General features: G+C 48.2%; 12 protein-coding genes. 10 read left to right on the top strand and 2 right to left on the bottom strand.

Translation table 11 applies throughout. The features are described 5' to 3' along the window. Nucleotide 1: 1 nt before the first annotated feature. Complete coding sequence (locus tag KJS52_RS17590) at nt 2-1,438, bottom strand: MDR family MFS transporter (RefSeq protein ID WP_213517731.1); 1,437 nt, start codon at nt 1,436-1,438, stop codon at nt 2-4. Between the two features lie 381 nt (nt 1,439-1,819). Between KJS52_RS17590 and KJS52_RS17585 the strand changes: the two genes are divergently transcribed. Genes KJS52_RS17585 through KJS52_RS17570 form a run of 4 tightly spaced genes read left to right on the top strand, consistent with a single transcriptional unit; the run spans nt 1,820 to nt 5,460 of the window. Next, nucleotides 1,820-2,848: an ATP-binding cassette domain-containing protein gene (locus KJS52_RS17585; RefSeq protein ID WP_213517729.1), complete on the top strand. Its 1,029-nt coding sequence runs from the start codon at nt 1,820-1,822 to the stop codon at nt 2,846-2,848. Next, nucleotides 2,845-3,660, top strand: coding sequence for an ABC transporter permease (locus KJS52_RS17580; RefSeq protein WP_213517727.1), 816 nt, complete (start codon nt 2,845-2,847; stop codon nt 3,658-3,660). Before KJS52_RS17585 ends, KJS52_RS17580 begins: the two co-directional genes overlap by 4 nt. A 16-nt stretch (nt 3,661-3,676) precedes the next feature. Continuing rightward, nucleotides 3,677-4,351, top strand: a complete 675-nt coding sequence (locus tag KJS52_RS17575) for a response regulator transcription factor (protein ID WP_213517725.1) — start codon at nt 3,677-3,679, stop codon at nt 4,349-4,351. A 29-nt stretch (nt 4,352-4,380) separates the two neighbouring features. Next, entirely contained in the window at nt 4,381-5,460 is a 1,080-nt protein-coding gene (locus KJS52_RS17570) for a sensor histidine kinase (RefSeq protein WP_213518260.1), read from the top strand. Nucleotides 5,461-5,571: 111 nt separating this feature from the next. On the opposite strand, the gene KJS52_RS17565 is transcribed toward KJS52_RS17570, so the two are convergent. After that, a complete protein-coding gene (locus KJS52_RS17565) occupies nt 5,572-6,384 on the bottom strand; it encodes a 3'-5' exonuclease (RefSeq protein ID WP_213517723.1) in 813 nt (270 codons plus the stop codon). Between the two features lie 354 nt (nt 6,385-6,738). On the opposite strand from KJS52_RS17565, the gene KJS52_RS17560 reads away from it, so the two are divergent. The 6 genes from KJS52_RS17560 (at nt 6,739) to KJS52_RS17535 (ending at nt 14,890) form a co-directional block, all read left to right on the top strand. Then, entirely contained in the window at nt 6,739-7,554 is an 816-nt protein-coding gene (locus KJS52_RS17560) for an undecaprenyl-diphosphate phosphatase (protein ID WP_213517720.1), read from the top strand. Nucleotides 7,555-7,931: 377 nt separating this feature from the next. Next, on the top strand, nt 7,932-9,140 hold the full coding sequence (locus tag KJS52_RS17555; protein WP_213517718.1) for a multidrug effflux MFS transporter: 1,209 nt from the start codon (nt 7,932-7,934) through the stop codon (nt 9,138-9,140). Nucleotides 9,141-9,918: 778 nt separating this feature from the next. Further along, nucleotides 9,919-10,587 carry a bifunctional 2-keto-4-hydroxyglutarate aldolase/2-keto-3-deoxy-6-phosphogluconate aldolase gene (locus KJS52_RS17550; RefSeq protein WP_213517716.1) on the top strand — a complete coding sequence of 223 codons (669 nt, stop codon included), beginning with the start codon at nt 9,919-9,921 and terminating at the stop codon, nt 10,585-10,587. A gap of 191 nt (nt 10,588-10,778) precedes the next feature. After that, a complete protein-coding gene (fumC, locus tag KJS52_RS17545; protein ID WP_213517714.1) occupies nt 10,779-12,164 on the top strand; it encodes a class II fumarate hydratase in 1,386 nt (461 codons plus the stop codon). A gap of 173 nt (nt 12,165-12,337) precedes the next feature. Further along, a complete protein-coding gene (locus KJS52_RS17540) occupies nt 12,338-14,260 on the top strand; it encodes an ABC-F family ATP-binding cassette domain-containing protein (protein WP_213517712.1) in 1,923 nt (640 codons plus the stop codon). A gap of 6 nt (nt 14,261-14,266) precedes the next feature. Then, a complete protein-coding gene (locus tag KJS52_RS17535) occupies nt 14,267-14,890 on the top strand; it encodes a fumarylacetoacetate hydrolase family protein (RefSeq protein WP_213517709.1) in 624 nt (207 codons plus the stop codon). Nucleotides 14,891-15,007: the final 117 nt, after the last annotated feature.

Below are 15,007 nucleotides of genomic sequence, written 5' to 3'. Positions count from 1 at the left end.
TTTATTTTGCTGCCTGCTGCTCATGCTCAATCGGTTTGCCTTTACGAAGAAAGAGACCGAGTACAAGCGCTACGAGAGCGATAATGCTGCCAAACCAGAACGCATTGTTGATGCCAACTGCAAGACCACTAGCGATTTCCGTCGGAGCTTGCGGATCGCTTGCTCCGCTTAAGTAATGCTTCTGTCCGCTCGACATAATACTGATGTATAGGGCAGTGCCGATTGCGCCGGATACCTGCTGCAGTGTATTCAAGATCGCTGTCCCATGCGGGTGCAGATGGCTTGGCAATTGGTTGAGCCCTGCTGTCTGTGCGGGCATCATGACTAGCGCAATGCCAATCATCAATGCAATGTGAACAGTGATGAGGACACCAGTGCTCGTCGCTTCGTCGAAACGGGTGAACTGCCACAACGAAATAACAGTAATGGTCAGTCCGGGGATGATCGTTATGCGGGGCCCAAACTTGTCAAACAGCTTACCTGAGATTGGAGCCATGAGCCCATTCACAATCCCGCCAGGAAGCAGGATCAAACCTGATTTGAAGGCTGTTACCATAAGCACGCCTTGCATAAACATAGGAAGCATGATCGCGGATGAGAAAAAAGTCATCATGAGCACAAACATTAGCATCGAGACAAGCGCAAATGTCGGATACCGAAACGCCCGCAAATCCATGACAGGCTGCTTTAAAAATAGCTGCCTCCAAACGAACAGCAACAAGGAAGCACTGCCCGCAGCAATTGTCCAGATAACCTCCTGTTCCGACCAACCGTGTTCACCAGCACGGCTAAACCCATAAACGATGCCGCCGAAGCCGATCGTTGACAACAAGATCGATAAGAGGTCCACTCGCGGTTTGCTGACCTCCGTCACATTTTTTAAGAAGGCAGCTCCTATAATAATGGAGAGCAGTACAAACGGGATTACAAAGTAAAACAGCCAGCGCCATGATAGCGCATCGACGATTAAGCCCGATAGCGTAGGGCCAATCGCTGGTGCGAACATAACGACAAGCCCGAACATCCCCATCGCGCCTCCGCGTTTTTCCGGCGGATAAATCGTCATAATAACGTTCATTACAAGCGGCATCAGCATGCCAGTTCCTATCGCTTGAATAATTCGCCCGACCAGCAGCACAGCAAATTCCGGCGACGCCGCCGAGATGACCGTGCCGAAGAGAAACAAACACATCGCCGACAGAAATATTTGCCGAGTCGTAAACCATTGCTGCATCATTGCCGTTACTGGAACAAGCACGCCAACAACGAGCATATAGGCGGTGGATAGCCACTGGCCTGTTGCCGCAGACACACCAAACGATTTCATTAATTCAGGAAGAGCATTACCCATTAACGTCTCGTTCAAACCAGCGACAAACATGCCGATAATTAGAGCAAACATGATTGGCCCGCGCTTAATATTATTTAGATCGATCATTCATTTTTCCCCCAAGCTTCTGTAGTTAACTCACCAAAACAATTAATTATGGATAAATAATATCCATGATTATAATGCAAAAAAATCATCACTTCCTGCTTACTTTGCGGTTTATAACTTTATCAACCAAGCCTTTGTTTTTCTTTTTCTCAGTTGATCTGCAAGTTTCCTCCTTTCGTCTCAATAACATTGACAATATGGACCTGTGTTATCCATAATAAATGATTCAACTTTAAAATGCAATGACAATCTTAAAGCGAGTATCGCTTTAAGCGGCAAATCCACTCGCTGCTTTTTTGTTTGCAAAAAAATCTGCTTAATTCAAATTCAGTTCATAATTGTGCTTTATGATCGTCCTAAACCATTAAGGGAGGAATTGCAATGACAGACAAATGGAATGGACAATGGGCAATCGAAGCTGATGGGCTCGTAAAAGCATTCGGTGATAAACGCGCGGTAGACGGCGTAAATCTACAGGTCCGTGCAGGCACGATTTATGGCGTGCTGGGGCCGAACGGTGCGGGCAAAACGACTACGATCCGCATGCTTGCTACGCTGCTGCGGCCGGATGCGGGAACGGTCCGTGTTTTTGGACATGATGCAGCCAAGGAGCCGCATGTTGTTCGGCAATTGATCGGCGTAACGGGTCAATACGCCTCAGTGGATGAATCGCTAAGCGCAATTGAAAATTTGCTTATTTTCTCGAGATTGCTCGGGCTAGGGCGCGCCGAAGCTCGTCGTAAAGCAAGCGAGCTGCTGGAGGAGTTCGGTTTAATGGAAGCGGCCAAGCGACCGCTGAAAAACTTTTCGGGCGGCATGCGTCGTCGGCTAGACCTTGCAGCAAGCTTGATTGCTCAGCCGCCGCTTATTTTCCTTGACGAGCCAACGACCGGGCTTGATCCACGAACGCGAACGCAAATGTGGGAGACAATACGTCGGCTGGTGAAGACGGGCTCGACCGTTCTGCTGACGACGCAATATCTTGACGAAGCAGATCAATTGGCTGACCGAATTGCGGTCATCGATCACGGGCGAGTCGTGGCGGAAGGCACGGTGGATGAGCTGAAAGCTTCTGTAGGCATGTCCTCGCTCCATCTGCGGGTGCAAAATCCGCTGCAGAGCGAGAAGGCCCGGCAAATTATCGAGCGAGTGCTTAAGGTGGAAGCAAGCCTGTCAGCGGAAGCCGGAAAGTTCACGGCTCCGATGGCGGATGCGGACAGAGTTGCAGACCTGTTGATCGCGATTCGCGAGGAGGGAATCAGGCTTGCCGAATTAAGCGTTCAGAAGCCGACGCTTGACGAAGTATTTCTAGCAACGACGGGGCATGGTGTTGCGGCCAATGCCCAGCAGTCATCTGAGCAAACGAATGAATCGAATGAATCGAAGGTATCGAAGGAGGCAATCGGATGAAACACGCAGCAATCCATTCCGGCTCAGGAAGAGCCCTAAAAAAATATGCCAGCTTTGGGCAATCGGTCCGCAACTCGCTCACGATGGCTTATCGCGGCCTGCTAAAGCTTAAGCGTACGCCCGAGCAATTATTTGATGTAACGATTCAACCGATCATTTTTACGTTAATGTTTACCTATATTTTTGGAGGAGCGATTTCGGGCAATGTGCTTGATTATTTGCCGGTAATTATCCCGGGCATTCTCGTCCAGACTGTTATTACGAGCTCGGTTGTCACTGGCGTGCAGCTGAGGGAGGATATGGACAAAGGTGTTTTTGATCGATTCAAATCACTGCCAATTGCACGCATCGCTCCTTTGGCAGGAGCCTTGCTCGCTGACACGATCCGATATACAATTGCCACAGTGCTGACCTTTACAATGGGGTATATTATGGGCTATCGGCCTGAAGGCGGTCTGGAGCATGTCGCGCTCGCCGCGCTGCTCGTTATAGCATGCTCCTGGGCAATTAGCTGGATTTTCGCTTTCTTTGGCGTTATTGCACGTACGGCTTCAAGCGTACAGGGAATATCGATGCTTATTCTGTTTCCGCTCACCTTCGTTTCCAACGCCTTCGTGCCGGTCGAAACGATGCCGAATTGGCTTAATTGGTTTGCCAGCATCAATCCGGTTTCTCATTTGGTCAATGCGGTGCGCGAGCTGGCTAATACCGGGACGATTGGAGCGGATTTTGCCATTTCCTTGATTGGCGCAGCAGTAATTGTTGCTATATTTGCACCGCTTACTGTAAAAGCTTATATGCGTAAAACATAAGATTGGAGGAACTGGAATGACCCGCATATTAGTCGTTGATGACGATCCGCATATCCGTGAATTGGTGGGACATTTTTTGCGGCTGGAAGGCTTTGTCGTGGTTGAAGCGGTGGACGGACTGGACGCGATGAACATTTTGGGTGAGGCGAAGCCCGATCTCATCATCCTCGACATTATGATGCCTGGCATGGACGGCTGGGAGCTGTGCCGCCAGCTGCGCGAGCAGACCGAGCTGCCATTGCTCATGCTTACTGCAAAAGGCGAGCCTTCGCAAATTGTGAAGGGCTTTGAGCTGGGAACGGATGATTACCTGGTGAAGCCTTTCGACCCAATGGTGCTTGTCGCGCGAGTCAAAGCGTTATTGAAGCGCTATCGAATTATGAGCTCGCAGACAGTGCAAATCGGCGATATCACTTTGCGTCGCGACACGTTTGAATGCAGAGTGGGCGACCAGGAGATTACGCTTCCTCTAAAGGAATTCGAGCTGCTGTTCAAGCTGGCCGGCTATCCGGGCAAAACCTTTACGCGAGATCAATTAATCGAGCAAATATGGGGCTATGATTATGACGGCGATGAAAGAACCGTCGATGTGCATATTAAAAGGCTGCGCGACCGATTTCCTGAGGAGCGGCATGCCTTTCGGATTCGCACGATTCGCGGTCTGGGCTATCGGCTGGAGGTGCTGGAATGAAGCGGCTTGCGGATGTTAGAGGTGCTGGAATGAAGCGGCTTGCCGATGTTATGCATGTTGCAATGAACGTCCTGCTCGTCTTGGCGGGACTGCTGCTTGGCTTGACTGCTTCGTTCTTTTTGACTGCTGTAATCTATGCGAAAACCGGCTGGGAGCCTCATGGCCTATTGGCATTAATCATTAATGCAACGTTCGGCTTTCTGCTTTTTGGCTTTGGCTTGGCAATTTTAGGACGGCTTATTCGCCCAAAGGAGCATCAATTCTGGACGGAGCTGATGGAAGCGATCAGACGTATTTCACGCGGCGATTTTCATGTCAATATCCAGCCGCATTTTGGCGATAGAAACGGCAGCAAGCAAAAAAAGCATCCACTGCACCAGCTGGTCATCGGTATTAATGATATGGCGGCAAATTTGAAGGAGATGGAAGAGCTGCGTCAGGAGTTTATTTCCAACGTATCGCATGAAATCGGAACTCCGCTAACGTCGATCAGTGGATTTGCCAAAGCGCTCAAAAATGAGCAGCTTGATCAGCAGCAGCGGCAGCGGTATTTGACGATTATTGAGGAGGAGTGCGCTCGCTTATCCAAGCTTAGCGACAATTTGCTAAAGCTGGCGGTTCTCGATTCAGAGCAGCATCCTTTTCAGCGTTCGGCATATCGGCTGGATAAGCAGCTTACTGCCGTCATTCTTGCCTGCGAGCCGCAGTGGGCGGAGAAAAATATCGAAATGGACGTTGATGCGCAGGCGATCATGATCGCTGCTGATGAGATGCTAATGAGTCAGGTTTGGATGAATCTGATCCATAATGCAATCAAGTTTACGCCAGATGGTGGGAGTATTAGCGTAGCAATGTCGCGCAGCGGAGATAGCGTGCTTGTCTGCATCGCTGACTCGGGAGCGGGAATTGCTGAGGCTGATTTGCCGCGCATTTTCGAGCGCTTCTATAAAGCGGACAAATCGCGCACCCGTACTGCCGGCGGCAGCGGACTTGGCCTGTCGATTGTGCAAAAAATTGTGGAAATGCACCAAGGCTCGATTGCGGTTAGCAGCAAGCCAGGAGCGGGTACGCAATTTACGGTTACTTTGCCGCTTGAATCTAAACGATGAAGCGGAGCTTTCATAAAGAGCGCGACCTGCCGCTAGAGCGTGACCTGCCGCTAGAGCGCGACCTGCCGCTGTCCCGTTTTCTACGGGGCAGACGTGCAGGTCTAGTTGCAATTATTGCTTGCTGCTGTTTTCTTCCTGGACCGCTTTCTTCTGTGGTCTGGCAGGCTTTGCTTTATACGGCTTGGCAGCTTCCTTCTCAAAATGCAGCTTCATTTCCGCCAGCTTGCGCGGGTCTTCGCTTTCGATCTTTTCTTTAAGAAATTTTTCTGCGTAATTTTCCCAGGTTGGCTCTAGCTTGTGCGAGCGCAGCAGTCGAACGGCATTTTTTAGAGCACGTCGTTCTTTGGCATTGGTATACGTATCTACAAAGTATTGCTTGCGTGTAAAGTCAAGCTCGTTAAAGATTGCGCGGAAAATTTGCGCCGTCATAATGGCATCGTCAAGCGCTCGATGAGCCTGGCCCGAGCCTTCAAGCGCAAGCATTTCCAATGCGCCTTCCACACTCACATCATTTGTTAAGCCCTTGTAGCTCGTAAAGCCTTTAAGCAAATCAAAATACGGCGTTTCCATCCAATATTGATCACTTAGCTTGTGCATGCGTGTATCAAGAATAATCCGCTTCATATCCTCTTTGCCCCAAGTAACAAAAATAAGGCTTTCTGAGCGTGCAAGCCATTGCAGAAATCGCTCGCTTACCGCTGGAAAGCGATCCGCACGATCAATTTCTTCCTGCGGGATGCCTGTTTTTTTCTGAATAAAGCTGTTTAGCTTTGTAAAATAAACAGGTTTAATAAATGCTGTAAACGTATCGACCTGCTCTAACTGCTCATTTAGTCTGACCGCCCCTATTTCAATCACTTCCATTGGCAGCTCGCTTGCAAATTTGCGACCATTAAATTCTATATCCAAAATAATGTAATCCAAGTTGTTGACCTCCGTTATCAGCTTGCCTATCTATTTTAACAGAAAGTAGAGAGGTTGAGGCAACATTCCTTTTTCATAGGGAATCGTTTATACTATAAAGGTTGTAATGTTGAGTATAGTCCTCATCCAACTTTTCTATCAAATATCATTTGGTGCGAAAGCAAAATTTGAAACTGCGCAGGGAACAGGCTGTTGAACTTCGTCTATTAATAGAGAAAGGAGAGAGTAATCATGGTCAGGGATAACTAACAATTTTGAACGACAACGAAAACTCAGCCTGTGTACATTTTATCAAATAAGGAGGTAAGCTTCAGTCAGCAAAATATCATCGCATGACAGTGGAGCTATATATATATGTCAGATGTAATTGAATGGTTAAAGTATTTATTGTTAGGCGCAATTCAAGGATTTACGGAGCCGATTCCGGTTTCTTCAAGCGGACATCTTATTATTGCGCAAAATTTGCTGGGCGTAGAGCAGCATGGTCTATCATTTGAAATAATGACAAATACAGCGTCGCTTATTGCTATTTTATTTATTTATCGTGAAGTCATTGCTCGGCTAGTCAAAAATGGAGTAGGCTATGTTGCTACTCGCGATAAGCAGTACAAGTCTGATTTTAACTTTATATTGTACGTCATTATCGGTACAATACCAGCCGGGGTTATTGGTGTTCTCTTCAAGGACAAAATTGAGGAGATTTTTTCCACCTCCGTTACGACCGTCGCAATAGCATTGCTTGTTACGGGTGTAGCGCTATGGTTAATTCGCAACCTGCGCGGCGTTAAACGAGACGGTGATTTATCAATGAAGGATGCGATTATCGTTGGTCTGGCTCAGGCGGTTGCCTTGATCCCAGGGCTTAGCCGTTCGGGCTCAACCGTAATTGCTTCCATCGCTACAGGCATGAAGCAGGATACCGCCCTGCGCTATTCCTTTATGCTATATATTCCTGTCAGCCTTGGCGGCCTGGTGCTGGGTATATCTGATATAATCAGCGACCCGGATCTGCAGGCGTTATGGGTACAATACTTAATTGCATTTTTGACAAGCCTTGTCGTCACTTACTTCTCGATGCGCTGGTTTATGGGCATTATGGAAAAAGGCAACCTGCGCTACTTCTCCTATTATTGCTTCGTAGTCGGGATTTTAATCTTAATCTTTATGTAAAAGCAGTTCAAAAGCTTGGCTTTCGCGAAAAATATCGCAAAGTCGAGCTTTTGAATTTTATTTTATAAAAAGTTCAAAATTCGCCGTCGATCAAGCTAGAGCGCTCAACATCATCAGCAAAGTACAATATTTTGAACTTCATTTCAATGAAAGTTTAAAAAGCTCGGCTTTCAGGACCAAGAAGGTTGGACGCTAGTAGAAAACGAGGAGCGCAGCGTAGAGCAGAGCTACGTGAGCACCTACAATGTTTACGAAGGAAACATACGTCGGAAGCATAACCTTTCGCTAGCGTTCAAGATTCGCCGTCGAATCAACTACGAAGCACCGCATCGTCATCAAAGTCGTGCTTTTTAAACTACCCTACAGGAGAAAACAATATGGAAAACATTGAACAACAAACCCTAAGCAAACGCAAGCGCTTAGGGATTGCCGCAATACTTGGATCATTGTCGGCACTTGGGCCTTTATCAATTGATATGTATTTGCCTGCGTTTCCGCAGATTTCTGAGGAGCTCGGAGCTGCGCCGTCGATGGTTCAGTTAAGCTTGACGGCCTGCCTGGTCGGAATAGCTGTTGGTCAGCTTGTTATCGGGCCAATTAGCGATATAAAGGGTAGAAGAACGCCTCTATTAATCGGCATGCTTATTTATACAATTGTATCTGCCCTGTGCATCATGACATCATCAATTGAAAGCTTTATTATACTAAGATTTGTTCAAGGCTTTGCAGGAGCGGCCGGGCTTGTTATTTCACGCGCCAGCGTACGCGACCTTTATTCTGGTCCTGAGCTGATCCGCTTTATGGCGACGCTTATGATCATTAATGGTGCAGCGCCTATTCTTGCACCAATTATTGGCGGTGAAATTATTGGCTTCATGTCCTGGAAGGGCGTATTTGGCGCGCTATCCTTGTTTGGACTAGTAATGCTGATTGGCATATATTTGTCATTGGGCGAAACATTGCCTGCCGAGCGGCGCTCGCATGGCGGATTTATGCAAACCTTGCGTACATTCGGCTTGCTGCTCAAGGATCGCAGCTTTATGGGCTTTGTAATGACTCAAGGCTTTATGATGGCAGCGATGTTTGCATATATCTCAGGCTCTTCCTTCGTTTTGCAAGGCATTTACGAGTTGTCAGTACGTGAGTATAGTTTAGTATTTGGCTTGAACGGACTAGGCATCGTCCTGCTAGGTCAAGTTGCCGGACGTACTGCCCACCGTATTAAAGGCAGCACCCTGCTAATTTCCGGCTTAATATACAGCTGTATTGGTGCGGTAATTTTATTGAGCGCGATCCTATTAAACGGGCCGCTAGCTTTAGTTATAACTGGACTGTTTTTCGTTGTAAGCAGTGTAGGGCTTGTCAATACGACAGCTAATTCATTGGCGCTGGAGGAGCAAGGCTCGCGAGCAGGCAGTGCTTCGGCCATGCTCGGCATGTCATCCTTCCTGTTTGGCGGCATTGTAGCGCCTCTTGTCGGATTAGGCGGCGAAGATACCGCTGTTCCGATGGCATCGATAATGATGGTTATGGTGCTTGGCGCCCTCCTGTCCTATTTGATCGCGACCGGAAAACGGAAGAAATAGATGCGTTTACGGCATGAATACCCTTTCAGACGAGCATTGCTCTCTATATTTAAAAGGTTTATAATCAACCTGAAAAGGTAGTTCAAAAATCCGACTTTGATGACGATGTAATGGCGTTGGAGGCTATTCGACGGCGAATATGTCACGCTACCGAAGGCTTCGGTGCTCACGTAGCAATTGGCCTACGCTGCGCTCCTCGCCTTCTAGTATCGTGCCATCTTCTTGGTCCTGAAAGCCGAATTTTTGAACCTTCATTGGAAGGGTAGTTCAAAAATCCGACTTTGATGACGATGTAATGGCATTGGAGTGGATTCGACGGCGAATCTTGAACGCTAGCGAAAATTCCGGTGCTCACGTAGCTATTTGCCTACGCTGCGCTCCTCATTTTCTACTAGCGTCCAAGCTTCTTGGTCCTGAAAGCCGAATTTTTGAACCTTCATTGGAAGGGGTAGTTCAAAAATCCGACTTTGATGACGATGTAATGGCGTTGTAGTGGATTCGACGGCGAATCTTGAACGCTAGCGAAAACTATGGTGCTCACGTAGCTTTTGCCGCGGCTAGCGCTCCTCGTTTTCTACTAACGTTCAAGCATCTTGGTTTTGCCTCAAAAAAGCTACAGCGGAGGAGCAAAGCATCCGAAAAACGAAGTGGGTCGCCTTTAACATCGTAATGCAACCGTAAAAATTAAAATAAAAAGCATTGCGATTTAAAAAGCGACTGGAGGATGCTTTGCTCCGGAGCGCTGAAGTACATATGTTTAGAGGGGAGAAGCAGAGAAATGAAGAAGCTTAAAGTGTTGCAGCAGCTTGTTGAAGCTGGTGTTGTAGCTGTTCTGCGTGCTGATTCTGCAGAGGAAGTTGTACGAATGGCGCGTTATGCGGTTGAAGGTGGAATTAAAGCAATTGAAATTACGATGACAGTTCCCCATGCGTTAAAGGCGATTGAGGAGCTAAGCGCGCAATATTCTTGTGAACTGGATCCAACTGATCCGAATTTTGCGATTATTGGTGTTGGTACCGTGCTCGACCCAGAGACAGCTAGAGCGGCTATTATGGCCGGCGCAGAATATGTCGTTGCTCCTGCATTAAACCCGGAAACCGTGAAGCTGTGCAATCGCTATTGCATTCCGTGCTTGCCAGGCGTCATGACGATTCAGGAAATTCAGTCTGCACTTGAGCTTGGCGTAGATATTGTGAAGCTGTTCCCAGGCAATTTGTATTCTCCAAGCGTTATTTCAGCGGTTAAAGGACCGCTGCCACAAGCTAATATAATGCCGACTGGCGGAGTATCCCTTGCGAATTTGAAGGATTGGATACAAGCGGGCGCAGTAGCGGTAGGCATTGGCTCTGACTTGACGAAGGATGCTGTGAAAACAGGAAACTTCGAGCTGATTAAAGAAAAGTCGGCTGCATATATGCAAGCGTATCGTGAAGCGAAAGGGCAATAACAGCTGCGCTCAATCCAGTAATGGACTTGGGCGTATTGTGTATTCTCTATTAAATTGATAACCATCTGGTCCATTACATTAGCAAAAGTGTAAGCGCTGGCTTAACGCAATTACGGAAAGGCTGGCAGCTTGCTGATCTGAAAAATGCGGACTATAAACATAGCGAATTAAAGAAAAGGAGTTGTAAGGCAATGGAATATCGTATTGAACGCGACACTATGGGTGAAATTCAAGTACCAGCCGATAAGCTTTGGGGGGCGCAAACCCAACGCAGCTTGTTGAACTTTAAAATTGGTGGAGAAAAGATGCCGCTAGAGGTCGTTTATGCGATGGCGATTGTGAAAAAAGCATCTGCGCTTGCGAATCAGCGTCTTGGCGTGCTTGATGCGGACAAGGCTGCTGTTATTGCTGAAGCAGTTGATGAAGTGCTTGCTGGCAAATGGGACGATCAATTCCCACTCGTAGTATGGCAAACAGGCAGCGGCACACAAACGAATATGAACGTCAACGAGGTTGTTGCGCATCGTGCCAACCAGCTTTTGGCTGAGCGCGGCAGCGAGCTGCGCATTCATCCGAACGATGATGTTAACCGTTCGCAAAGCTCGAATGATACGTTCCCTGCAGCAATGCATATTGCTGGAGTAATTGCAGTCGAGGATCGCCTGCTGCCAGCTATTGATGTGTTGAATGCGACACTGAAGGAAAAGATGGAAGCGTTCGACCATATCGTAAAAATTGGCCGCACGCACCTGCAGGATGCAACGCCTATTACGCTAGGACAAGAAATTAGCGGATGGTCTGCGATGCTTGAAAAATCGCGTGAGATGATTCAGCACAGCGTTAACAGCATGCGTGAGCTTGCGCTTGGCGGCACAGCGGTTGGTACTGGCTTGAATGCACATCCAGACTATGCGGTGACGGTTGCCGAGGAAGTAACGAAGCTTACTGGCAAACAGTTTGTTACAGCGAGCAACAAATTCCATTCCTTGACTAGCCATGATCAAATGGTATACACCCACGGCGCAATGAAGGCGCTAGCTGCTGATCTGATGAAAATCGCGAATGATGTACGCTGGCTGGCAAGCGGACCACGCTGCGGCATTGGCGAAATTACGATTCCTGAAAATGAGCCGGGCAGCTCAATTATGCCAGGCAAGGTTAATCCTACGCAAAGCGAAGCGATGACAATGGCAGTTTGCCAAGTGATCGGCAACGATACGGCAATTGGCATGGCGGCAAGCCAAGGCAATTTTGAGCTGAATGTATTCAAGCCGGTTATTTTGTACAACTTCCTGCAATCAGTTGCTTTGCTGGCTGACTCGATGATTTCCTTCAACAACAACTGTGCGGTTGGCATTGAGCCTAATGAAGCGGTTATTAAACGCAATCTGGAGCAATCTCTAATGCTCGTTACTGCGCTTAATCCGCATATCGGCTATGAAAATGCTGCGAAAATTGCGAAAACAGCGCATAAGCAAGGAACAACCTTGAAAGAATCTGCTGTAGCGAGCGGACTGCTTACTGCCGAGCAATTTGATGAATATGTTCGTCCGGAAAATATGATTGGCCGCAAATAACGGCATATTATAAATAATTTTAAGCATTTGCGCAAGCGGCGATGGACTGCTTGCGCAAATGCTTTTTATGTTACAATAGAGCTTGAATTATGCTTCCTTCCGTTGCGCATTGAGGCAATGAGCCGCGACTTGGAAGCGGCGTGACAAGTTTTTATAGAAAAGTAGGTAATCACATGCATTTATTATCTGTTGAGCATATAACTAAAAGCTATGGAGAAAAGCTGCTGTTTGAGAATGTCAGCTTTGGAATTGAAGAAGGCGACAAAATTGGCATTATCGGGGTGAATGGTACAGGCAAATCCACCTTTTTGAAGGTGATTGCTGGTCTGGAGCCGGCCGATTCAGGTCAAATCAATGTTGCCAATCATGCGGTTATTCGCATGCTGTCGCAGGATCCGCAGTTTCTCGAGCAGGAAACAGCGCTTGAGCATGTGTTGGGCGGAGATTCACCGCAGCTAAAGGCGTACACCGCATATCGGGAAGCGCTTGAGCTGGTCGAGCTGAATCCTGTCGATGAGCAAGCTCAGCAAAAGCTTGTCAATGCGAACAACGCGATGGAGGAGCTAGGGGCTTGGCAGCTTGAAAGCGAAGCAAAGCAGGTGCTGGGCAAGCTTGGCATTACAGACTGGAGCATGCCGGTCAAGCAGATGTCAGGAGGTCAGCGCAAGCGTGTTGCGATGGCGGCAGCACTTGTTCTGCCATCAGACCTGTTAATTTTGGATGAGCCGACCAACCATATCGACAATGAATCGGTACAATGGCTGGAAATGATGCTGCAAAAGCGGCGCGGCGCAGTGCTGATGATTACGCATGACCGGTATTTTCTTGATCGAGTTAGCAATCGAATTATGGAGCTGGACCAGGGACGCGCCTATTTCTATGAAGCCAACTACAGCAGATTTTTGGAGCTGAAGCTGGAGCGCGAGGAGCGCGAGGCCGCTGCCGAATCGAAACGGCAAAACCTGCTGCGCAACGAGCTGGCCTGGATCCGGCGCGGCGCCAAAGCACGCACAACAAAGCAAAAGGCGAGAATTGACCGCTTTGAACAGCTGCAGGCTGCTGGGCCGAAGGAAGGTAACGGGAAAATTGAGCTATCGGTTGCTTCCACACGCTTGGGCCGTAAAATTGTTGAAATTGAGCAGGTAAGCAAAAGCTTGAGCGGACGCAAGCTCATTCAAAATTTCAGTTACATTGCAACACCGGGCGACCGGGTTGGCATTGTAGGCCGCAATGGCGCAGGCAAATCAACGCTGCTTAAAATGATTGGCGGTCAGCTTGCTCCTGACGAAGGCACAATTGAAATAGGGCCAACTGTAAAGCTGGGCTGGTTTTCACAGGAACGCGAGGAAATGAATGAAAGCCTGCGTGTGCTGGAATATATACGCGAGGCTGCCGAGCAGGTCAAAACAGCAGACGGCACGTCAATATCCGCCAGTCAAATGCTGGAGCGCTTTCTGTTCAATGCAACGATGCAGTGGACGCCAATTGCCAAGCTTTCCGGCGGCGAGAAACGCCGTCTACAGCTATTGCGCGTACTGATGGAAGCGCCGAATGTATTGCTGCTGGATGAGCCGACCAATGATCTTGATATCGCCACGCTTACGATTTTAGAGGATTATCTCGACGATTTCCCTGGTGTAGTATTTGTTGTGTCGCATGATCGTTATTTCCTTGATCGTACCGTTGATAAAATTATTGCCTTTGAAGAAAGCAGCGAACTGCTTGTGCACACTGGAAATTACTCAGATTATGCCGCATACGCTGCGGAGCGTGAGCGACTGTCGGCAGCGAGTCAAGCGCAAGAGCAAGGAAAGGCCGCAGAGCAGCCTAAACAAACACGCCAACAAGAGCGTGCATTAAAAATGTCCTTTAAGGAACAGCGTGAATTTGAGCATATTGAGCAGTGGATAAGTGAAGCGGAACAGGAACTGAAGGAAATAGAGGCGCAAATGGAGCAGCATGCTTCATCAGCAGCTACGCTGCAGGAGCTTTCCGAAAAGCAGCAGCAGGTTGAGCAAAAGCTTGAGGAGCTTATGGATCGTTGGGCAGAGCTGAATGAGCTTGCCGAAAAAATCGAAGCACAGAAGAAGGGATGATGCAGCATGAAGCCTGGCAACATTTATTGTGTTGGACGTAACTATCGCTTACACGCATTGGAATTGGGCAATGAAGTACCGACCTCGCCGATGATTTTTACGAAGCCGACACATGCATTACGTGAAACAGACGGAGGCGTGCTTACTATTCCTCATGATCGCGGTGCTGTTCATTTTGAGCTGGAGCTAGTGCTGCGAATTGGCAGCAGCTATCGCACCGGAATGCCGCTTGAGCAGGCAGTCGATAGCTTTACGCTTGGCCTTGATTTAACACTGCGCGATGTGCAGTCCGAGCTCAAAGCAAAAGGGCATCCTTGGCTTGCCGCTAAAGGCTTCAAAGGTTCAGCCACCGTCGGAAAATGGCTGCCATTTACGTCCTCTGAGCAGCTCATTCAAGGCCAATTCAAGCTGCTGCGCAATGGCGAGACCGCTCAAATTGGCCAGCCTAAGGATATGATCTTTAGCTTTGAACAGCTTGTACGCTATATTGATGAGCAATATGGCCTGGGAGAGGGCGATTTGATATATACCGGCACTCCTGCCGGAGTGGCAGCATTAAACCACGGTGATTGTTTGGAGATGCAATGGAATGAACAAAAACTAGGAAGCTGCTTTGTAGAGGTGGTTTAAAAAGTCCGACTTTGATGACGATGCGACTTCTTCGTAGCGTATTCGGCGGCGAATCTTGAACGCTACCGAAAACTGCGGTGCTCACGTAGCTTTTGGCCTACGCTGCGCTCCTCGTTT

The sequence above is a fragment of the Paenibacillus montaniterrae genome, assembly GCF_018403185.1.
Lineage (GTDB): Bacteria > Bacillota > Bacilli > Paenibacillales > Paenibacillaceae > Pristimantibacillus > Pristimantibacillus montaniterrae.
The sequence above is the reverse complement of the archived record's forward strand: the minus strand, read 5'-3'. Positions and strand labels throughout refer to the sequence as shown.